This window comes from Streptomyces sp. NPDC039480, assembly GCF_055597165.1.
Genome location: NZ_JBVITX010000005.1, coordinates 377053 through 395835, shown reverse-complemented (window position 1 = coordinate 395835; position 18783 = coordinate 377053). Strand labels below are relative to the sequence as shown.

General features: G+C 69.9%; 18 protein-coding genes and 1 pseudogene. 11 read left to right on the top strand and 8 right to left on the bottom strand.

The genetic code is table 11. From position 1 onward, the window contains the following. The first annotated feature begins 77 nt into the window (after positions 1-77). Positions 78-515 (top strand): VOC family protein, encoded by a 438-nt coding sequence (locus ACZ56E_RS18710; protein WP_468600369.1) that lies wholly within the window; start codon positions 78-80, stop codon positions 513-515. Positions 516-598: 83 nt separating this feature from the next. Here ACZ56E_RS18710 and ACZ56E_RS18705 read toward each other — a convergent pair whose 3' ends face one another. After that, the gene (locus tag ACZ56E_RS18705) at positions 599-1474 is read right to left on the bottom strand and encodes a helix-turn-helix domain-containing protein (protein WP_471215682.1); all 876 of its coding nucleotides are present in this window, start codon (positions 1472-1474) and stop codon (positions 599-601) included. Positions 1475-1666: 192 nt separating this feature from the next. Here ACZ56E_RS18705 and ACZ56E_RS18700 point away from each other — a divergent pair, with 192 nt between their 5' ends. Then, complete coding sequence (locus ACZ56E_RS18700; RefSeq protein ID WP_471215376.1) at positions 1667-1804, top strand: hypothetical protein; 138 nt, start codon at positions 1667-1669, stop codon at positions 1802-1804. Positions 1805-1900: 96 nt separating this feature from the next. Here ACZ56E_RS18700 and ACZ56E_RS18695 read toward each other — a convergent pair whose 3' ends face one another. Continuing rightward, entirely contained in the window at positions 1901-2152 is a 252-nt protein-coding gene (locus tag ACZ56E_RS18695) for a hypothetical protein (protein WP_468600371.1), read from the bottom strand. Between the two features lie 804 nt (positions 2153-2956). Between ACZ56E_RS18695 and ACZ56E_RS18690 the strand changes: the two are divergent. After that, positions 2957-3592 (top strand): annotated as a pseudogene (locus ACZ56E_RS18690) (GntR family transcriptional regulator); the annotation flags it as partial. A 90-nt stretch (positions 3593-3682) separates the two neighbouring features. Here ACZ56E_RS18690 and ACZ56E_RS18685 read toward each other — a convergent pair. Further along, on the bottom strand, positions 3683-5044 hold the full coding sequence (locus ACZ56E_RS18685; RefSeq protein WP_055564891.1) for a glutamine synthetase family protein: 1362 nt from the start codon (positions 5042-5044) through the stop codon (positions 3683-3685). Between the two features lie 350 nt (positions 5045-5394). On the opposite strand from ACZ56E_RS18685, the gene ACZ56E_RS18680 reads away from it, so the two are divergent. Beyond that, positions 5395-6633: a globin domain-containing protein gene (locus ACZ56E_RS18680; protein ID WP_471215374.1), complete on the top strand. Its 1239-nt coding sequence runs from the start codon at positions 5395-5397 to the stop codon at positions 6631-6633. 33 nt (positions 6634-6666) lie between these two features. Here the strand turns inward: ACZ56E_RS18680 and ACZ56E_RS18675 are convergent, their stop codons facing one another. Next, positions 6667-7134 carry an RrF2 family transcriptional regulator gene (locus ACZ56E_RS18675; protein WP_471215372.1) on the bottom strand — a complete coding sequence of 156 codons (468 nt, stop codon included), beginning with the start codon at positions 7132-7134 and terminating at the stop codon, positions 6667-6669. 136 nt (positions 7135-7270) lie between these two features. Between ACZ56E_RS18675 and ACZ56E_RS18670 the strand changes: the two genes are divergently transcribed. Further along, a complete protein-coding gene (locus tag ACZ56E_RS18670) occupies positions 7271-7930 on the top strand; it encodes a DUF3105 domain-containing protein (protein ID WP_471215370.1) in 660 nt (219 codons plus the stop codon). Beyond that, positions 7927-8550 carry a DUF305 domain-containing protein gene (locus ACZ56E_RS18665; RefSeq protein ID WP_468600379.1) on the top strand — a complete coding sequence of 208 codons (624 nt, stop codon included), beginning with the start codon at positions 7927-7929 and terminating at the stop codon, positions 8548-8550. The genes ACZ56E_RS18670 and ACZ56E_RS18665 overlap by 4 nt, the downstream gene beginning before the upstream one ends. A gap of 422 nt (positions 8551-8972) precedes the next feature. Here ACZ56E_RS18665 and ACZ56E_RS18660 read toward each other — a convergent pair whose 3' ends face one another. After that, entirely contained in the window at positions 8973-9944 is a 972-nt protein-coding gene (locus ACZ56E_RS18660) for a hydroxyacid dehydrogenase (RefSeq protein ID WP_471215680.1), read from the bottom strand. Between the two features lie 371 nt (positions 9945-10315). Here ACZ56E_RS18660 and ACZ56E_RS18655 point away from each other — a divergent pair, with 371 nt between their 5' ends. The 4 genes from ACZ56E_RS18655 to ACZ56E_RS18640 all read left to right on the top strand — a co-directional run bounded on the left by ACZ56E_RS18655 (position 10316) and on the right by ACZ56E_RS18640 (position 14944). Then, entirely contained in the window at positions 10316-11170 is an 855-nt protein-coding gene (locus tag ACZ56E_RS18655; RefSeq protein ID WP_468556710.1) for an ABC transporter permease, read from the top strand. Positions 11171-11199: 29 nt separating this feature from the next. Beyond that, complete coding sequence (locus ACZ56E_RS18650; RefSeq protein ID WP_468601779.1) at positions 11200-12063, top strand: carbohydrate ABC transporter permease; 864 nt, start codon at positions 11200-11202, stop codon at positions 12061-12063. 57 nt (positions 12064-12120) lie between these two features. After that, positions 12121-13758: an extracellular solute-binding protein gene (locus ACZ56E_RS18645; RefSeq protein ID WP_471215368.1), complete on the top strand. Its 1638-nt coding sequence runs from the start codon at positions 12121-12123 to the stop codon at positions 13756-13758. Between the two features lie 121 nt (positions 13759-13879). Next, a complete protein-coding gene (locus tag ACZ56E_RS18640; protein ID WP_471215366.1) occupies positions 13880-14944 on the top strand; it encodes a LacI family DNA-binding transcriptional regulator in 1065 nt (354 codons plus the stop codon). A gap of 165 nt (positions 14945-15109) precedes the next feature. On the opposite strand, the gene ACZ56E_RS18635 is transcribed toward ACZ56E_RS18640, so the two are convergent. From ACZ56E_RS18635 to ACZ56E_RS18625, 3 genes are read right to left on the bottom strand one after another with little or no spacing between them, the layout of a single operon-like run. Further along, positions 15110-15907, bottom strand: coding sequence for an alpha/beta fold hydrolase (locus tag ACZ56E_RS18635; protein WP_471215364.1), 798 nt, complete (start codon positions 15905-15907; stop codon positions 15110-15112). Beyond that, entirely contained in the window at positions 15904-16656 is a 753-nt protein-coding gene (locus tag ACZ56E_RS18630; protein WP_471215362.1) for a DUF998 domain-containing protein, read from the bottom strand. The genes ACZ56E_RS18635 and ACZ56E_RS18630 overlap by 4 nt, the downstream gene beginning before the upstream one ends. Positions 16657-16699: 43 nt before the next feature. Then, positions 16700-18166: an APC family permease gene (locus ACZ56E_RS18625; RefSeq protein ID WP_471215360.1), complete on the bottom strand. Its 1467-nt coding sequence runs from the start codon at positions 18164-18166 to the stop codon at positions 16700-16702. Positions 18167-18236: 70 nt separating this feature from the next. Between ACZ56E_RS18625 and ACZ56E_RS18620 the strand changes: the two genes are divergently transcribed. Further along, positions 18237-18752: a hypothetical protein gene (locus ACZ56E_RS18620; protein ID WP_471215358.1), complete on the top strand. Its 516-nt coding sequence runs from the start codon at positions 18237-18239 to the stop codon at positions 18750-18752. Positions 18753-18783 lie beyond the last annotated feature (31 nt).

The window sequence follows — 18783 nt, the reverse complement described above, 5'->3', positions numbered from 1 at the left end:
TACGGCAGCTCCCGCGCGCGCCCGACACCCCTCGCGGAAGCCTGACACGGCCCCAACTCCCTGATGTACTGCGGCCCATGGAATACACACTCGAAGTGATCCCGCTGCCGGTGACCGACATCGACCGGTCCATGGAGTTCTACCGCGACAAGCTCGGCTTCCACGTCGACATCGACGCGGAGGTCATGCCGGGCATGCGCATCGTCCAGCTGACCCCGCCGGGCTCGGGCTGTTCCATCGCCCTGGCGGGCGACGCGCTCTGGGAGACGATGGCGGGCCCGAAGCCGGCCGCCGGCGCCTACCAGGGCCTCCAGCTGTGCGTCGCCGACGCGAAGGCCGCACACGCCGAGCTGACGGCCCGCGGCCTGGACATCAGCGAGCCGGTCCAGCACGCGCCGCAGGACGGCGGCACCTTCATGTACTTCAAGGACCCGGACGGCAACGGCTGGGCGATCCAGGAGTACCGGGTACGGGCGACGACGTCCCTGCGGGACGCGATCGTCGCGAAGGCCTGACCGGCACTGGGCGGGGCCGGTACGGGGCCGCAGACGTATCCGGCCCCAGTCACCGGCCCACCCCGCTCGACCGGCGCCGTCCCTCAGAACGGCGGTTCGTCGCTGATCCAGCCGCTGCGGCCCTCCATGGCCGGGAGCACGGCCGGAGGCGCCGAGTCCGGACGTCCCTCCGCCGATGGGTCCTCCGCCCACGGGTCCTTCGCGGGCCACACGCGTTCCGCGGGCTCTGCCGCCGCCGGCGCCACGACCCCGAGGTGGCGGGTGACCTCGTGCCTGAGGCGCCTCACATACTTGTCGACGGCCGTCTCTTCGTAACCGGTGTCCCAGTGTTCGTCCGCGAGGACGGGCGTGAAGGATCCCGAGTGAGTCAGTACGAACACGGACAGTTCCGCCATGTCCCGCAGAGCCAGCTCCTTGACCTTGCCCAGAAACTCATCCACCTCGGTGACGTGCACCACCGTGGCGGCCAGCCCTGAGATGATGTGGAAGTCGGCAGGTCCGACCGCAGCCAGGAACTGAGCTCCTTGCTGGCGGCGCGACCGTTGGGTCCAGTCGTCCAGGCCGTCCGTCTGCGGCGGAATCCGTGCGGACGCGTGCGCCGCGTTTCTCAGGTCGTCGACGATCGTTTCCAGCTCCTCGATCCGTGCGCGCAGCTCCTCCACCTCCGTGACGAGGTCATTGGACGACGGCCGCCGACGCTCCGAATTTGCCCGGATCCACGCCTCGTGCCACGGCTTCCACGGCTGACGGCATCCCTCGGTGATGAACCTCTCGAAGGTGTCCTCGCGCGGGCAGGACCGCCCCTTGAACAGACCCGAGATCGTGCCCTCGGATAGCTCGCTGCGCTGAGCCACCTGATTCTGCTTCAGCCCGAGCGCCGCGACGAGCGCCTTGGCCGCGGCGGCGAGTCCGGCCGGCGACGACACCTGGGCCGGGTCGGGCAACTGCCCCCGCTTCATTCCCTGCACCGCACTCCCCTTCAGAGTTCAAAGCTTCACCACTCTAAGGTGAACCCCTCCCGTGAACAGGCGTTTCTTGCGAAGTCACCGCAACTTCGAAGCTGCCGTTCAGGAAGCCCCATGAACCCTCCCGTTCCTGCTGAAGTCATCGCGACGAAGCGATCGACATGGAGGTTCTCGGTGCACGAGGAAATGAGCTTGCGAGCCCTGGTGCTGCTGCTGGTGGGGGCACTGGGCACCTACGCGGCTCTGCACAACGCGGAGCTGGGAGCGGCACTGGTCGTCGGCGCGAGCCTGATGACCGTCCTCACTCTGATCATGCGCCGGTGAGCGTGGGCCCCTCGCGGGGAACGGAAGCCCGCACCGTGCAGCGTCTACAGCACCTACAGGTGCTTGCGGGGCTCGAACGCAGTGGCCATCGCAGGCTCATGGGCCGGAGCGCTCACGAGGCTGGCCAATCAGCGAGCGCAGCACCGGCACCGTGGAGCCGGCCGCGGTCAGCCCAGCAAGCACAGCGCCCGCCAGGGGGACATCCGTCAGCGCGGCGAGGGCGCCGACGACCAGCCCGAGCACGAGCGCGGTGAGCAGAACGACGGTGGTGTGCAGGGACAGAAACGGCGGCTCCGTTTCAGAGCCGCTCCGGCCGGGCTGCGCCGGCGGCGGTGTCATCTGGGTCATGCCAGCAGCATCACCCCAAACGTGCCGCCGACCTGCACCAATCGAACAAGCTGAGTCCTAGCCCGATCAGGACCGCCCCCTACCGAACACATCACCGTCGTGTTCCGGGTCGTTTCGCTGTGTCCAGTGCCGTTCCGGTCGGGTGGGTTTACGCTGCTGCCCACAAACACGCTCCGGGGGGACGACGTGGCAGCCAATGGCGGGGACGATGGAGGCAGTTACGCGGCGACGCTGCAGGAGCTGGCTGCGGCGTTCACCGAGCTGAAGCGGGATCGTGGAGCCCCCTCCTACGACCGCATCCTCGTGCGCGGAAAGAAGGTGTGCGGCGAGCGGCATGCGATGTCGAAGGGTTCGGTGAGCGAGGTGTTCGCCGGGCGGCGGGGCCCGGCCTCCCTGGACCGGCTGCTGTGGCTGGTGCGCGCCCTGTTCTCCTATGACGACGGAGAAGAGGTGAAACCACCCGACCGGCGTGACCCCGAACTCCAGGTCTGGAGGGACCATTGGCACACTCTGGAGCGCGCCAGAGCCGCTGCCCGCCGTGCGTCTTCGACGGATGACGCGGAAAGAGTGCTCGCGGCCGACCGGGACTCGGTTGCGGCCACCCCTCTGCTGGAGGGCATTGAGCCCGACGACACATTCTTGCGGTCCGGAAGGCATCAGCGCCGCAGCGCCTTTGAGCTCCCGAACGATCTCCCCACACCCGCCACACTGTCAGCGGGAGATGACAGCGCGGGCACAGCCAGCCGGGAGGCGCCGCCGCCATCGGATACCTCGTTCGCCACACCGTCGACCCTGCGCCTCGCGGAGGAGCCACAGCCGACGATGGTCGGGCTGCCACCGAGGCTCGCGCTGGCGTTCTCGGCGCCTGAAGTCCGCTTGGACGCGGCCTGCCTGACCGCGGAGACGCTGATGCTGGCGCTGGGTGAACCGGTGCGGCTGATCCACGAGGGCCGCATCCGCCCCCGGTCGATCGACGTGCGGATCCTGCTGCCCTCCCGAGAGATCAACCTGGCGTTCCCGATCTCTGTGCAGAGCCCCAGAGACACATCTGTGAAGATCCTCGACGGCGATCTGGTCCACCAGCGCTGGCTCGAGCAGCGCAACGTCCAAGGGCAAGTCCTGCGTCACAATCTGCTGGCGCTTCGCTCGTCGCACGGCATCGATGTCCGTGTGACTTTCCGCGCGCTGCCCTTCACCCCGTCCATGAAGCTGTACCTCCTCAACGGGACGGAGGCCCTGATGGCGTACTACATGATCACCAAGCGGGAGGAGGAGGTGGATAGCCAGACCCTGGAGATGTACGACACCTTCGGCGCTGCGTCCCTCCTCTTCTCCTACGAGCGTCGGGCAGGCATGCGGGACGCGGCTTTCGTCGACCAATCGCAGAAGTGGTTCGACGCCCTCTGGGAAACCATTGCGACAGACCTGACACTCTCCTAGTGCCAGCCCCAGGCAGACAGCCGAGAGGGCCCTCGGCCGGCGACCGTGGGCCCTCTCGGTGAAGCGAGCAAAGAGCGCTCTGACCTGTGCCTACAGCACCGGCAGGTTCTTCCGCAGTTCGAAGGCGGTGACCTCGCTGCGGTACTCCTCCCATTCCTGCTTCTTGTTGCGCAGGAAGAAGTCGTAGACGTGCTCGCCGAGGGTCTCGGCGACCAGTTCGGACTTCTCCATGAGTGCGATGGCCTCGCCGAGGTTCTGCGGGAGGGGCTCGATGCCCAGGGCGCGGCGTTCCGCGTCGCGCAGGGCCCATACGTCGTCGTCCGCGCCCGGCGGGAGTTCGTAGCCCTCCTCGATGCCCTTCAGGCCGGCGGCGAGCAGTACCGCGTAGGTGAGGTAGGGGTTGGCGCCGGAGTCGATCGAGCGGACCTCGACGCGTGCCGAGCCGGTCTTGCCCGGCTTGTACATCGGGACGCGGATCAGGGCCGAGCGGTTGTTGTGGCCCCAGCAGATGTACGAGGGGGCCTCGCCGCCCGCGCCCGCGGTGCGCTCGGAGCCGCCCCAGATGCGCTTGTAGGAGTTCACCCACTGGTTGGTGACGGCAGAGATCTCCGCGGCGTGCCGCAGCAGGCCCGCGATGAAGGAGCGGCCGACCTTGGAGAGCTGGTACTCGGCACCCGACTCGTAGAACGCGTTGCGGTCACCCTCGAAGAGGGAGAGGTGCGTGTGCATGCCGGAGCCCGGGTGTTCGGAGAACGGTTTCGGCATAAAGGTGGCCTGGACGCCCTGTTCGAGTGCGACCTGCTTCATGACCAGGCGGAACGTCATGATGTTGTCGGCCGTGGAAAGCGCGTCGGCGTAGCGGAGGTCGATCTCCTGCTGGCCGGGGGCGCCCTCGTGGTGGCTGAACTCCACCGAGATGCCCATGGATTCCAGCATGGTGATGGCCTGGCGGCGGAAGTCCATGCCCACGTTCTGCGGGGTGTGGTCGAAGTAGCCGGAGTTGTCGGCGGGGGTGGGCCGCGAGCCGTCCAGCGGCTTGTCCTTCAGGAGGAAGAACTCGATCTCCGGGTGGGTGTAGAAGGTGAAGCCCAGGTCGGACGTCTTGGCGAGGGCCCTCTTCAGTACGTAGCGGGGGTCCGCGAAGGACGGGGAGCCGTCCGGCATCAGGATGTCGCAGAACATGCGGGCCGTGCCCGGTGCCTCCGCGCGCCAGGGCAGCACCTGGAAGGTGGAGGGGTCCGGCTTGGCGATCATGTCCGACTCGTACACCCGGGCGAAGCCCTCGATGGCCGAACCGTCGAAGCCGATACCCTCGTCGAATGCCTGTTCCAGCTCGGCCGGGGCCACTGCCACCGACTTCAGGAAGCCGAGGACGTCCGTGAACCACAGGCGCACGAACCGGATGTCGCGCTCCTCCAACGTACGGAGCACGAATTCCTGCTGCTTGTTCATCTTCCGCTTCCACCCATCCTTGCTGGTCAGGCCGCCTGCATTCGCGCCCCGGGGCACACCGGGCACACGAGCATCCCACTCCTTGGTTTCGCGCGCGTTGCGGACCCCGGGCCGCGGTGTCCGCACCGCGCCGGTGGCCGCTTCGCCGCTGCGTGCCGCTTGCCGCTCTGTGCCCATAGTGCCTGCTCCACGGCGCGGCCGTAACGGCGGCAGGCGCAGCCCCCCGGCGACTATAAGTTGCATCTTAGATGTTAATTTGAGCTCCGAAACAGACAAGGGGGGCGCAACCCTCCCGTACCGCGTCCTGCCCATCGGCACCCGGCGGTGCCCATCGGCGTGAGGAGCCCACGTTGCTGTCAGAACAGTCGGCCGCGACCGTCCGTGCCACCCTGCCCGTCGTCGGAGCGGCCATCGGGGAGATCACCGAACGGTTCTACGACCGGCTCTTCGACGCCCATCCGGAGCTGCTGCGCGACCTCTTCAACCGCGGCAACCAGGCCGCGGGCACCCAGCGGCAGGCCCTGGCCGGCTCCATCGCCGCCTTCGCGGTCCACCTGGTGGAGCACCCCGACGAGCGGCCCGACGTCATGCTGAACCGCATCGCGCACAAGCACGCCTCGCTCGGCGTGGCCCCAGGCCAGTACGAGACGGTGCACCGGCACCTCTTCGCCGCCATCGTCGAGGTGCTCGGCGACGCGGTCACGCCCGAGACCGCCGCCGCCTGGGACGACGTCTACTGGCTCATGGCCAATGCCCTCATCGCCATCGAGGCCCGGCTCTACGCCGAGCAGGGCGTCACCGCGGGCGACGGCGGCTGGCGCGAGTGGGAGGTGGTGGACCGCGTCGAGGAGACCGCCGATGTCGCCACCGTCCGGCTGCGGCCCGCCGACGGGGCGCCGGCGCCGGGCTTCCGCGCGGGGCAGTACGTGTCCGTGCAGGTGCAACTCGGGGACGGGGCACGGCAGATACGGCAGTACAGCTTGTCGGGCGGGGCGGGAGGCGGGGCGGAGTGTGGGGCTGGGGCCGGAGTGTGGCAGATCAGTGTGAAGCGGGTGACGGGGGGTGCCGGGACGCCCGAAGGTGAGGTCTCGAACCATCTGCACGCGCGCGTGCGCGCAGGGGACGTCCTGCGCGTCTCCCCGCCGTACGGGGATCTCGTCCTCGACGAGACCGACGCCGACGTACCGCTGCTGCTCGCCTCCGCCGGCATCGGCGTCACCCCGATGATCGCCATGCTGGAGCAGCTCGCCGCCACCGGACACCGCGCGCCGGTCACCGTCGTGCACGCCGACCGCTCCCCCGCCGAGCACGCGCTGCGCGCCGACCACGAGGCGTACACCGGCAAACTCCCGGACGCCACCGCGCACTTCTTCTACGAGCGGCCCGAGGCGGGGCACCCCGCGGAGCTCACGGGGCTCGTCGATCTGGCCGTGCTTCCCGCGGTCGCGCCGGGCACGCGCGCGTACCTGTGCGGGCCGCTGCCGTTCATGCGGACGGTACGTTCCCAGCTGATCGGGCGCGGTGTCGCCGCCGCGGACATCCACTACGAGGTGTTCGGGCCTGATCTGTGGCTGGCGGCGCAGGACTGAAGGTGACGGCTGAGGGCTGAGTGGACGCGGGGCTCAGGTGTCGTCGCGGAGTGTCTCGGGGGTCGCGTCGCGGGTTGTGATGCCCAGGAGCAGGGGGCCCGTCGGGGCTGCCACGATGTCCGCCACCGTGAGCGCGTCCAGCGACGCGTAGAAGGCCTCTTGCGCCCTGCGCAGCGCGTCCCGCAGGCGGCACGCCGCGTTCAACGGGCACGGCGCGCCGCCGCCCTCGCAGTCCACCACGTCTCCCGTGCCCTCGAAGGCCCGCACCAGCGCGCCCACCGACGCCGTGCGGCCCGCCTCCGTCAGCGCGAGCCCGCCTCCCCTGCCCCTGCGGGCCACCAGCAGACCCATCTTCTGGAGCTCGGCGACGACCTTCGCCTCATGGGTGTACGGCACCGCCATGTCGGCGGCCACCTCGCGTGTCGTGGGGGCCGCTCCGGTCGCCACGGCCAGGCGCATGAGGGTGCGCAGCGCCAGGTCGGTGGATCGCATGAGCCGCATGTCCCCGAGCGTAGGTAATGCGCATCTGTGGCTCAAATTTTGCGCTCGGACGCCCTGTGGTACCGGCCCTTCCTCGCATTACGATCAGCGGACTCGTACGTCGTCCCGTTCGGCTCTTTCCGCAGAAGGACACATCATGGGTTCCGCCAAGAACACGAGCAATGCTTCCCGCAAGGCACGGATAGAGGAGATGCGCCGGGCGGACCGTGCGCGTGACCGGCGGGGCCGGGCCCTGATGATCACAGTCGGCGCGGTCCTCGTCGCGGCGCTCGGCGTGGGCGGCTTCTTCCTCTTCGACAACGCGTCCGACGACTCCGGATCGAAGGACGACGCGAAGGGCTGGCCGAAGTACAAGGTCTCCGCCGACGGCGAGAAGGTCTGGGGCAAACTCGGTCGTACGCACGTCGCGAAGAAGGTCGACTACCCCATGACGCCGCCCGTCGGCGGGGACCACAACCAGGTGTGGATGAACTGCAACGGCGACGTCTACGAGAAGGAGATCCCGGAGGTGAACGCCGTGCACTCCCTCGAGCACGGTGCCGTCTGGGTCACGTACAACGACAAGGCGAAGCCGGCCGACCTGAAGAAGCTCGAGGCGAAGGTCAAGGCCACGCCGTACTCGTTGATGAGCCCGGTCGAGGACCAGAAGGACCCCGTCATGCTGACCGCGTGGGCCCACCAGCGGACGGTCTCGGGGGCTGACGACCCGAAGGTCAAGGAGTTCTTCTCCAAGTACGTCCAGGGCAAGCAGACGCCGGAGCCGGGGGCGGCGTGCACGAGCGGGATGGCGCAGTGAGGCGGCGCACCGACTGGGTCGTCGGGGGCGTCGTCGCCGCGGTGGTCGCCGGGGGCGGCATCACGGCGGCGGTCGCCGCGACGGGCTCCTCCGACTCGGGGAGTACGCCCGCGAGTTCGTCGGCCGACGCGGGATTCGCGCGGGACATGGCCGTCCATCACCAGCAGGCCGTGGAGATGTCGTACATCGTGCGGGACCGCACCGACGACGAGGAGGTGCGGCGCCTCGCCTACGACATCGCGCAGACCCAGGCCAACCAGCGCGGGATGCTGCTCGGGTGGCTCGACCTGTGGGAGCTGCCGAAGGTTCCGGACGGGGCTCCTATGGAGTGGATGGGCATGGGGGACATGCCGCCCGGCAAGGACGGGGCGCTGATGCCCGGGATGGCTACGGGGGCGGAGCTCGAACGGCTGGGGAAGCTGAGCGGCAAGAAGGCGGAGGTGCTGTATCTGCAACTGATGACGCGGCACCACAAGGGTGGGGTGCATATGGCGCAGGGGTGTGTGGACCGGTGCGAGGTTTCCGCGGAGCGGAGGCTGGCTCGGGGGATGGTGGAGTCGCAGGAGTCGGAGATCTCGCTGATGTCGACGTTGCTGAAGGCGCGGGGCGCAAAGCCGTAGCGCTGGCGCTGTTCCTGGGCGGGGTTCGCCATTTGTTCGTCTGTGGGGCGGGGCCGCGGGGGTATGTGCGTACTCGCCATCCCTGCGCCACGCCGCCCGAACAAAGACGCCACAGCGCGCTCGGTGCTCCGTTCGCACATACCCCCACGTCCCCTCGCGAGCGCGAGCGGCTGCGGCCCGGTGGGGGCCTCGCCCCTACCCCTGCGGGCCGTCGCGGGGCAATCCCCACCCACCCGCCCCTACCCCCACAGGACGTCACAGGGCACACCCGCCCACCCGCCCCTACTCCCGCGGGACGTCGCGGGGCAAACGGGTGGGTGGGTGGGAAACATCCGCCGCGGAGCGGCGGGCTTGGGGCTCCTACCCGAGCAGGACGGCGCAGAGGGAGAAGGAGGTGCTCGAGGCCCAGGGGCCAGGTCGGGTCAGGCCAGGCGGGCCAAGTCCTCCCGGACGAGGACGCCCCGAAGCCGCTCCCCGGCAACATAGCGTTCGACCTCAGAGACCGCGTACTCCCCCAGCCTCCGCACCTCACTCCCCTGCGCCCCCGCGACATGCGGGGTCACCAGCACATTGGGCAGGCGGAGAAGCACGTGGTCCGCCGGCAGCGGCTCAGGATCCGTGACGTCGAGGAACGCGTCCAAGCGCCCCACCCCGCACTCCCGCGCCAGCGCCTCCGTGTCGACCAGTGACCCCCGCGCCGTGTTGATGACGACCCCGCCGTCCGGGATGCGCTTCAGCATGTCGGCGTTCAGGAGGCCCCGGGTCTCCGGGAGTTGCGGCGCGTGGACCGTGACGATGCTGCTGCGCTCGCACAGGGCGGGCAGGTCCACCAGCTCAACGCCCAGTTCCGCCGCCTCGGCGCGCCCCACGTAGGGATCCGTGAGCAGGACGCGGAAACCCGCGTCCGACCCCCGCAGCGCCGCGATCACCCGGCGGCCGATCCGGGACGCGCCGATGACGCCCACGGTGCGCGCGTCCGCCCCGGTGCGCTCGGTGAAGTGCGGCCACCCGGACGCGTACCCCGCCGCCGTCGACAGCGCCCCCTTCGCCGCGAAGGTGATCGCGGCGAGTGTGAAGGCGACCACCGGGTCCGCGTTGGCGTCCGCCGCCGAGGAGACGATGATGCCGCGGTCCCACACGGCCTCCGTCACCATCGGCTTGACGGAGCCCGCCGCGTGGACGACGGCCCGCAGGGCGGGTGCGGAGGCCAGGATCTCCGGGGTCAGGGGCGGGCAGCCCCAGCCCGTGACCAGTACTTCCGCCGTGGACAGGACGCCCGCCGCCTCGGCCGTGGCGAGGGGACCGGAGAGAAGGCGCGACCTCAACTGCACGCTACGGGCGAGCCGTTCGCGTAGATCTGCCGTGAACACGCGCTCCGCGACCTCGGCCCCCATGGCGAGCGCCGCGATGGGCGGACCGTCACCGTCCCGTTCTCGCCGATCCGCCCGCTCTGCCTGATCTGCCACGCGTGACCGTCCCTCGTAGTAACCGGTTACCAACCAGCGTCTGGAGGCTAGGACCAATCCGGGAGAGTGGTCAAGAGACAGCCAGGCAAGGGGGGTTGACCGGGCGAAGTAACCGCTTTAGATTCCGGGCACCTTATTCCGACGACGGAGGGGTTGCCGTGCCGACGGTGACGAAGGAACGGGCGGAAACCGAGGCGGTGAAGCCGCCCGGCAGGCGCGATACCGGGTCAGATAGCGGGAAATCGGTGCGCGATACGGCGTGGAAGCGGTTTCAGCGCACCCGTTTCCTCGTGCTGCTCATGGCGCCCGGGCTCGCGTACTTCCTGGTCTTCCACTACGGCGCCTTCGTCGCCAACGCGGTGGCCTTCAAGGAGTACGTCCCCTTCGACGGCCTCTGGGCCAGCCCCTGGGTGGGCACGGAGAACTTCTCGCGGATGTTCGGCGATCCGGACTTCTGGCACGCCACGTGGAACACCCTGTTCATCGCCGTGCTGCAGCTGGTCTTCTTCTTCCCCGCGCCGCTCGCCCTCGCGCTGCTCCTGCACAGTCTGACCTCGGATCTGCTGCGTCGTTTCACGCAGTCCGTGATCTATCTGCCGCACTTCCTGTCGTGGGTCGTCGTCGTGGCGCTCTTCCAGCAAGTGCTCAGTGACACGGGCCTGTTGAACACGTTCCTGAGCGACTCGGGGCTGCACACCGTCGACATCATCGGCAACCCGGACGCGTACAAGGCGCTCGTCGTCGTGGAGGTGATCTGGAAGGACGCGGGGTGGGGGACGATCATCTTCCTCGCCGCGCTGATGCAGGTCGACGAGCAGTTGTACGAGGCCTCCGCCATCGACGGGGCCGGGCCCTGGCGGCGCTTCTGGCACGTCACGCTGCCCAGCATCCGGCCCATCATCATCCTGCTGCTGATCATGCGGCTCGGCGACATCCTCTCGGTCGGCTTCGAACAGATGCTGCTGCAGCGGCAGTCGGTCGGGCCGGAGGTCGGCGAGGTGCTCGACACGTTCGTCTTCTGGCAGGGGATCGTCGGCGGCGACACCGGATACGCGGCGGCCGCGGGTCTGTTCAAGGGCGTCGTCGGCGCGGCGCTCGTCTTCACCGCCAACCGGATCGCCCACCGGCTCGGCGAGCAGGGGGTCTACAAGTGAGTACAGGTCACGTCACCAGGCCCGCCTGGATGGAGAAGCCGCGGTTCGCCACCAAGGCCGCCAAGGCCGTCGCGGTCGCGGTCGTTCTCGCGCTCGTGCTCGTGCCGTTCCTCGTCATCGTCTCGACCTCGCTCGCCTCCAACCGGGAGGTCGTGGAGAACGGCGGCTGGGTGCTGTGGCCGGGCGATCCGACGCTGCGCGCCTACCGGACCATCCTCGACGGCGGCATCGTCACCAAGGCGCTCGGTGTGAGCGTCGGCCTCACGGTCGTGGGCACGCTCTTCTCGCTCGCGTGCACCACATTCCTCGCGTACGCCCTGGCCCGCCCCGGTGTCTTCGGCGGCAGGCCCGTGCTGCTGCTCATCCTGTTCACGTTCCTCTTCCCGCCCGGCATGATCCCCGCCTTTCTGCTGGTCAAAGGCATGGGGATGATGGACACGTATGCCGCGCTGATCGCGCCCGTGCTGATCAACGTCTTCAATCTGATCGTGCTGCGCGGCTTCTTCCAGGGGATACCCGAGGAGTTGTACGAGGCCGCCCGGCTCGACGGCGCCGGTGACTGGCACATCCTGTGGCGGATCGTGCTCCCGCTGTCCAAGGCGGCCCTCGCCGTGGTCTCCCTCTTCTACGCCGTGAGCTATTGGAACGCCTGGTTCCATGCCTCCATCTACATGGAGTCCGGCCACTGGCCGCTGTCGCAGGTGCTGCGTACGTACGTCATCGGCGGCTCCCAGATCGCCGACACCGGGCTGAGCGAGGCCGGCCAGGTCTCCGCCCCGCAGACGACGCAGATGGCCGTCCTGGTGATCGCCACCGTGCCGATCCTGCTCGTCTATCCCTTCCTGCAGAAGTACTTCACCAAGGGCGTGCTCACCGGCGCCATCAAGAGCTGATACCTCGCCCCGTTGCCAACTCGTCCAGAAGGGCTCATCCACGTGTCCGGTTCCTCGATGTCGCGGCGTACCGTGCTCCGCTCCATAGCCGTCGGCGGCGCCGCCCTGGCCGCCCCGTCCGTCCTCACCGCCTGCTCGACCGGCTCCGGTGGCGGCGGCGACGTGGCCAACGCGGGCAAGAAGGCGGCGCCCTGGCCGACGTACACACCGGCGAAGGGCCCCACCCCCGACCTGCCGCCGACCGCCGAGGGCGTCCAGCCCGGCTACACGAAGTACCCGCAGAAGCTGGTGCGGGCGACGAGCGAGAAGCCGGGCACCGGCAAGCAGAAGATCAAGGTCATGACCATCACCTACGGCACCCCGCCGAAGCCGGTCGGCCGCAACGCGTACTGGCAGGCCGTCAACGAAGCGCTGGGCGTCGAGGTCGAGTTCACCGTCGTGCCGGACGCGGACTTCCGCGCCAAGATGTCCACCCTCATGTCCGGCGACGACCTGCCCGACATGATCAACTTCGGGGGCGGTTACGTCCTGCCGCGCGAGTCGCAGTTCGTGAAGTCGCGGTGCGCCGACCTGAGCGAGCACCTGTCGGGCGACGCGGTCAAGGACTACCCCAACCTCGCCAACATCCCCACGTACGCCTGGGAGGGCATGGGCCGCATCGCCGGGCGCATCTACGGACTGCCGATCGAACGCGCCAAGGTGCAGGGCGCGATGTTCATCAACCGCGAGGCGTTCGACCGGGCCGGGTACGAGCCGGGGATGTCCGCGCCCGACTTCCGGGCGATGGCGAAGGAGGCCTCACAAGGCAAGAAGTACGCCCTTGGCGCGTCCACGGTGGGCTTCTTCGGCTACCAGTACCACGCGATGTGGCACGGCGCGCCCAACCAGTGGCGGATCAAGGACGGCAAGGTCACCGACATGTACGGGACCGACGCGTTCAAGGCCGCCCTGGAGTACATGGCCGGGCTGCGCAAGGCGGGCTCGTACAACCCGGACGCCACATCGATCTCCCAGGTCGACCTGAAGACCCAGTTCTACAACGGCACCGTCCGCTCGATGACCGACGGCTGGGGCGCCGTCATCTCCAACGCGCAGGGCATCAAGGACGAGTTCACCCTCGACGTCGCCGAGCCCTACACGGTCGACGGCGCCACACCCGTCTACCAGCAGAACCGCGGCTGTTTCGGCTACACCGTCGTCAAGAAGGCCTCCAAGGAGCGGGTGCGGCTGATGCTGCGGGTGCTCGACTGGCTGGCCTCGCCGTTCGGCTCGAAGGAGTACGAGCTGATGCACTACGGAGTGGAGGGCACCCACTTCGAGTACAACAAGGACGGCGACCCGGTCGCCACCGAGCTCGGCCTGATCGACTCCAGGACCAACCTGCCCTTCCCGTACCTCATGGACGCGCCGCAGCCGCTGTACTTCCCCGGCTTCCCCGACCTCACCGAGCGGCTGCACGCCTGGGAGAAGAAGGTCGTCCCGCTCCTCGTGCCCGACGACCACTGGGGCCTCATGTCGGACACGTACAACCGGCAGGGCGCCTCCCTCCAGCAGGTCATCGAGGACGGCGTGACGGCGATCGTCTCCGGCCGCAAGAAGCTCTCCGACTGGGACGGCGTCTACGCCAAGTGGCGGTCGCAGGGCGGCAAGCGGGCCGCCGAGGAGTTCCTCGAGGAGTACGAGGCCGCGCACTGACCCGGTGGCGGGGCGCGGGATGATGGGGCCGGGGGCGGGCGCCGTGAGGGCAACTCGGCCCCGGACCCGGCGGGTCGGCCGCCGGACGGCGGCCGGCCGATGGCCAGGAGAGGGAGACACAGTGGGTGAGCGGGTCACCATCCGCGAGGTGGCCGCGCGTGCGGGCGTCTCGGTGGCGACGGTCTCGCGGGTGCTCGCGGGCAACTACCCGACGTCCACGGCGTCGCGCGCCAAGGTGCTGCGCGCGGTCAAGGACCTGGACTACGTCGCCAACGCGCACGCGCGCGCGTTGGCGGGCGCGGGCCGCAAGACGATCGCGGTGCTCATGTACGACGTGGTCGGGGCGTTCTACGCGCAGGTCGCGCAGGGCGTGGAGGTGGAGGCCGCCCAGCGGGGCCGCCTCACCCTCGTCGCGTCCACGGGCAGCGACCCGGCGCGCGAGCTGGCCCTGGTCCAGATGATGCGGGAACAGGCCGCGGAGGCCGTGATGCTGGTGGGCGGGGCCGTCCAGGACGACGAGTACCGGCAGCGGATGGCGCGGTACGCGGAGGCGCTCGCGGCGGCGGGCTCCCGGCTCGTCCTGTGCGGGCGGCCCGCGCCGACGCCCGACATGCCCGCGCTGGTCGTCGAGTACGACAACGAAGCGGGCGCCCACGCGGTGACCAGCCACCTTCTGGGCGCCGGGCACCGGCGGATCGCGCTGCTCGGCTACGAGCCGGGCAACACGACCGGCGAGGACCGGCTCGCCGGCTACCTGCGGGCGCTCGCGGACCACGGGGTGCCGCGCGAGGATGCCGTCCTGCACGGCATCGGCTTCGGGCAGAACCACGGCTATCGGGCGATGCGGGAGCTGCTCGACGCGTCGGGTGGCAAGCCCGACTTCACGGCGGTCTTCGCGGGCGACGACCGGGCCGCGGCGGCGGCGATCATCGCGCTGCGGGAGTACGGGTTGCGGGTGCCGGAGGACATGTCGGTGGTCGGCTACAACGATGACCCGGTGGCCGGTGACATCACTCCCGGCCTGACGACGGTCCACATCCCCGCGGAGGAGATGGGCCGCACGGCGGTCCGTCGCGCCCTCTCCGGCTCTCCGGCCGCGGGCCAGGAACGGCATGTTCTCGGTACGCACATTGTGATTCGGGACAGTGTGCGGGGGGTGCGGGGGCGCGGTTCTTCGCGTGCCTGAGGGGGCGGGTGTTGTGTTGTCCGGTGCGGGTCCGTCGTGGCTTTTCGCGCAGTTCCCCGCGCCCCTGAACAGGCCGTCTGTCGGGTGCGGGTTGAGTGTGGTTGCTCGCGCCGTTCCTCGCGCCCCTGAAGCATCACGCCCGGTCGGCGTCTACGTAGGGGGCGGTTATGGCCTTGTCGTCAGGATGGCCCCCACGACGGCCGTCGGGTGGTCGTGCATGATCAGGTGGCCTGAGGGGTGCGCTACCTGGAAAGTTGCGGCCAGGCTGCGGGACAGGGCGCGTTGGCGGTCCAGCCATCGCCGCGCGCCTCCCTTGTACGCGGCGAGTACGGTGACCGGGAGGCCGGTCGGCAGGGGCGCCCCGCGGCGGAGGACGGCCAGTTCGCGTGCCAGGTCGGCGTATGTCGCGTACTCCATGAGTGCTGCCCGCCATACGCGGCTGCTCCCGTACAGGTGGGCCCACGGCGTGGGTGCCGTCAGGTGGCGCAGGGCGGGGCCCGTCGCCCGTGGCAGGCCCGCCGCGCAGAGCAGCGTCCCGCACGCGCGCGTGGCCGGCACCCGGAGTCCGCGCGGCAGCAGGGCGCGCGGCCGTTCCTCGACGCTGGAGTCGACCAGGACGAGTCCCTCCGTACGCTCTGGATACAGCCGTGCGAACGCCTCCGCGTGGAATCCGGCGAGGGAGTGGCCGACCACGGTGGCCCGTTCCGCGCCGAGCCCGACCGCGTCCAGGACGTGCCGGACGCGGTCCGCCTCACCGCGCAATGTGGGTGCCACGCGCGCGTGGCCGCTGAGGCCGAGGCCGGGGCGGTCGAAGCGGACGACGGTCCGGTGCGGGGCCAGCAGCGGGACCACCGGGTCCCAGTCGAACCACCCGAGGCCGAGCCCGGCACTGAGCACGCACACCGGCCCGCTCCCCGTCACCTCGACATGGTGCGGCACTCCCCCGACACGTACGAAGGTCACTTGGCCCCTCCCGCCCCGCCTTCGCAAGGCGGAATCTTCGCCCCCCTCGACACTGACCACGCGAGTATCACCAGCCACACCGCGATCAACAAAACCTGGAGGCGCTGGCCGATGCCGAGCCCCCACGTCCCCCGCCCTGCCTCGAACGCGGCAACGGATGCCAGCGTCCAGCCCGTGGCGGCCAGTTCGAGGACGACGAGGAGGGGCCCGGTGCGCGCGAGCGCCGGCCGCGTACCGGCGTGACGGCGCGCGGCGACCGTGAGCAGCACCATGGCGACCAGCGCTCCGGTGACCGCCAGGCTGCTGCTGACCGTGTGTGCGGAGTGCGTCCAGGGGAGGGTGCCCGCGCGCTCGCGCGCGGCGCAGCCCGCGTCGGCGGTCGCCGAGCAGCTCAGCGGGAGACGCGAGTCGGCCGCCGTGGCCGCCCCGAACAGCGCGAGCCCGGCCCAGCCCGCCGTGGCCCACCACCCGCGGAGCGGCAGCCGGGTCAGGGCGATGGCCGCGCCCGTGAGGACGAGGAGCCCGGCGAGGAAGTCCGCGGTGCGGAAGAACGTCCCGTACGGCTGGTCCTCCGCGGCGAGTTCACTGACGTACGTCGTCCGTGGCGAGAGCCCGGTCGGCAGGAAGGCCTCGACCGACCACGTGCTGTACGCGAGGGCGGCGGCCAGCAGGAGCCCCGCGAGGGCACGTGCGGCGGCGGGGCGGCAGGGCCTGTCGGGCCGGACGGGGCGGACAGGACGTGCGTCCATGGGGGCGGCTGCCGTCGTGGCGGAGGGCACCGGCGGGCACACGCTATTTCTGCGCATGGGCCGGCCGGTGCTCGGGGTGGATCCAACTGGGCTTGCGGTACTTGAGGAAGGCCGCGGGTGCCAGGACGCCGAGCGCGAGGAGGCCGCCGCCGACGATCAGCAGGTAGCGCCACAGTGGGCCCTTGCCGAACTGGTCGGGCGGCACGAAGCCGATGGCCAGCGCGGCGAGCGACGCGACGAAGCCGACGGTCGCGACGAGCGTCACGGCGGGGACCACGAAGCCGCGCGGCACCTCCGGATGCGATTTCCGCAACCGTACGACGGCCACGAACATCAGCAGATACGCGATGAGGTAGATCTGCACGGTGATGACCGAGAACATCCAGTACGCGCTGGAGACGTCGTCACTGAAGGCGTAGAGGACACCGATCAGCGTGGTGATCACGCCCTGGGCGACCATGATGTTCCGGGGGACGCCCGCCTTGTTGAACTTCTGCAGGACGGGCGGCAGATAGCCCTCCTGCCGGGAGAGCGTCACCAGCCCCTTGGCGGGGCCCGCGAGCCAGGTGAGCATGCCGCCGAGCGCGGCCATGACCAGCATGATGCCGACGACCTTCGTCAGCCAGCCGACGTGGAAGTGGTCGAAGAAGGCCTGGAAGGCCTGCATCAGACCGGCGGTGAGGCTGAGCTCCCCCGACGGCATGACCCAGCTGATGGCCAGGGCCGGAAGGATGAAGATCAGCAGGACGAGGCCGGTGGCGAGGAAGATCGAGCGGGGGTACTCGGAGCGCGGGTGGCGCAGCGACGACACGTGGACGCCGTTCATCTCCATGCCCGCGTAGGAGAGGAAGTTGTTGACGATGAGGACCAGGCTGGCGAGGCCGGTCCACGGGGGCAGCCAGTGGTCGGCGCTCATGGGTGCGGCGGACGGGTTGCCCTGCCCCAGGAAGACGATCCCGAGCGCGACGAGGACGACACCGGGGACGAGGGTGCCGATGACGAGCCCCCAAGAGGACAGCCCGGCGACTGTTTTGGTCCCCCGGCATGTGACCCACACGCCGGTCCAGTAGATGACGACGATGACGATCGCTACGTAGAGGCCGTTTTCGGCGAGGCTCGGATGGACGACGTACGCGAACGTCGAGGCGACGTAGGCGAGCAGGCTCGGGTAGTACGCGATGGTCATGGCGAACTGGCACCAGACGGCGACGAACCCGAGCGGCTTGCCCAGGGCCTCGCTCACCCAGCGGTAGATGCCGCCGGACCACCCGGAGGCGAGCTCGGCGCCGACGAGGGCGGTGGGGAGCAGGAAGACGACGGCGGGCAGGAGGTAGAGGAAGACGGCGGCCAGTCCGTAGATGGCCATCGAGGGCGAGGGACGCAGACTGGCCACGGACGCGGTGGTCATCAGGGCGAGCGTCAGCCAGGAGATGACCTGCCGCGGAATGGCCGGGTCCGGCTCCGGCAGGGTACCCGCCCCGGTCTGTACCGGTTCGTCCTTTTTCGTCATGCGCTCATGATCGTCGGAGCGGCGGGGGCCCGCATGTCGCCGCATACCCGGCGGGGGTAGGGTTCGCCTCATGGCGAGGACGAGGAGCCGCACGGGGTACGGGCAGTTGCTGCTGCTCGTCGCGCTGCTCTTCGGGATCGTGACCATGCATACGTTGGGGCACCCTTCGGGGGGCTCCGGTGGGGGGCATGGGGGTGATCGGCACGGGGGTGACCGGCATGTGGCCGGTGAGTCCCTGCGTCACGGGGGCCTCGTGAACCCGGCACATCACGGGGACGTCATGACCCCCGAGCGTCACGGTGACCGTGACATGGGCGTGGCCGTGGCTGTGGCCGTCGTCGCGCCCGCGGCCGGGCCCGCCTCGGCCTCCGGGCCGCACGACGGCGGGATGGCGATGGACCCGCTGTCCGTGTGCCTGGCGGTGCTCGGCGCCTTCACGCTCGTCCTGCTGGTGCGGGCAGGCCTGCTGCGGCCGGGCCCGCGCGGTGCCCACCTGCGCGCCCCCGGGCGGCTCCTCCACATCCTGCGGCCCAACCCGCCGCCGCCTCGCATACTCCTCTCCCGTCTGTCGGTGCTGCGCATTTAGGCCTGCGCACCGGCTGCTTCGCGCTGCCCGC

Excerpts from the sequence above, each read along its gene's own strand:
- ACZ56E_RS18630 (WP_471215362.1), bottom strand. The coding sequence starts at position 16,656 with ATGGACGCACGTCCTGTCCGCCCCGTCCGGCCCGACAGGCCCTGCCGC.
- ACZ56E_RS18670 (WP_471215370.1), top strand. The coding sequence starts at position 7,271 with ATGGGTTCCGCCAAGAACACGAGCAATGCTTCCCGCAAGGCACGGATA.
- ACZ56E_RS18695 (WP_468600371.1), bottom strand. The coding sequence starts at position 2,152 with ATGACCCAGATGACACCGCCGCCGGCGCAGCCCGGCCGGAGCGGCTCT.
- ACZ56E_RS18645 (WP_471215368.1), top strand. The coding sequence starts at position 12,121 with ATGTCGCGGCGTACCGTGCTCCGCTCCATAGCCGTCGGCGGCGCCGCC.
- ACZ56E_RS18675 (WP_471215372.1), bottom strand. The coding sequence starts at position 7,134 with ATGCGGCTCATGCGATCCACCGACCTGGCGCTGCGCACCCTCATGCGC.
- ACZ56E_RS18710 (WP_468600369.1), top strand. The coding sequence starts at position 78 with ATGGAATACACACTCGAAGTGATCCCGCTGCCGGTGACCGACATCGAC.
- ACZ56E_RS18685 (WP_055564891.1), bottom strand. The coding sequence starts at position 5,044 with ATGAACAAGCAGCAGGAATTCGTGCTCCGTACGTTGGAGGAGCGCGAC.
- ACZ56E_RS18700 (WP_471215376.1), top strand. The coding sequence starts at position 1,667 with ATGAGCTTGCGAGCCCTGGTGCTGCTGCTGGTGGGGGCACTGGGCACC.
- ACZ56E_RS18650 (WP_468601779.1), top strand. The coding sequence starts at position 11,200 with ATGGAGAAGCCGCGGTTCGCCACCAAGGCCGCCAAGGCCGTCGCGGTC.
- ACZ56E_RS18625 (WP_471215360.1), bottom strand. The coding sequence starts at position 18,166 with ATGACGAAAAAGGACGAACCGGTACAGACCGGGGCGGGTACCCTGCCG.
- ACZ56E_RS18620 (WP_471215358.1), top strand. The coding sequence starts at position 18,237 with ATGGCGAGGACGAGGAGCCGCACGGGGTACGGGCAGTTGCTGCTGCTC.
- ACZ56E_RS18705 (WP_471215682.1), bottom strand. The coding sequence starts at position 1,474 with ATGAAGCGGGGGCAGTTGCCCGACCCGGCCCAGGTGTCGTCGCCGGCC.
- ACZ56E_RS18660 (WP_471215680.1), bottom strand. The coding sequence starts at position 9,944 with ATGGGGGCCGAGGTCGCGGAGCGCGTGTTCACGGCAGATCTACGCGAA.
- ACZ56E_RS18655 (WP_468556710.1), top strand. The coding sequence starts at position 10,316 with ATGGCGCCCGGGCTCGCGTACTTCCTGGTCTTCCACTACGGCGCCTTC.